The sequence below is a fragment of the Pedobacter sp. GW456-11-11-14-TSB4 genome (assembly GCF_059424425.1).
The window spans coordinates 1-686 of the sequence record NZ_JBWKZK010000016.1; the positions used below are offsets into that span (position 1 = coordinate 1).

A 686-nucleotide genomic window follows, 5' to 3' on the forward strand; every position below is an offset into this window, starting at 1 on the left:
AGTGCACAGCCAGTCTGCGGTACGCCAACGGGCAGCATTGCCATCACGGCAGTTGCAGGGGAGACCTACAGCGTTGATGGAAGTGCATACACTTCAACATTAACTTACGCTGGTCTGGCACCGGGCAGTCATACCGTACTTGCAAAAAGTGCAGACGGCTGTATCTCTACAGCAGCCACGGTTACGATAAATGTTGCAAAAACACAGGCGGTAAAACCAGTTGTTGCGGTAGGCGCACAGCCAACCTGTGCGGTAGCAATGGGTACGATCAGCATCACTGCAAAAGCAGGTGAAACCTACAGTGTAGATGGAGGAGCCTATACCGCTACAACAACTTATAGCTTAGCGGCAGGTACACATGCCATCATAGCAAAAAGTGCAGATGGCTGTTTAAGTGAAACCACTAACATCACCATCAATGCACAGCCGGCAACCCCAACAGCTACCATCAGCTATAGCGCTGCACAGTTCCAGGCATCTGGTACAGCAAGCGTAACAAGAACCGGACAGGCGGGAGGTACCTATACGGCCGCCCCAGCGGGATTGAGCATTGATGCTGCAACAGGAAATATCAACCTTGCCGGCAGTACGCCGAACCAGACCTATGTGGTTACCTATTCATTCAGCAATGGAAGCTGCTCAAACACAGCTACCACTACTTTAAGCGTAAGTTCTACACCTGCGAC

General features: G+C 51.3%; 1 protein-coding gene. It reads left to right on the forward strand.

Annotated features, from left to right (window positions below):
* Window positions 1–686, forward strand: a 686-nt coding sequence (locus AC07XU_RS18335) for a hypothetical protein (protein WP_494945085.1), incomplete at both ends; no start/stop codon positions are given.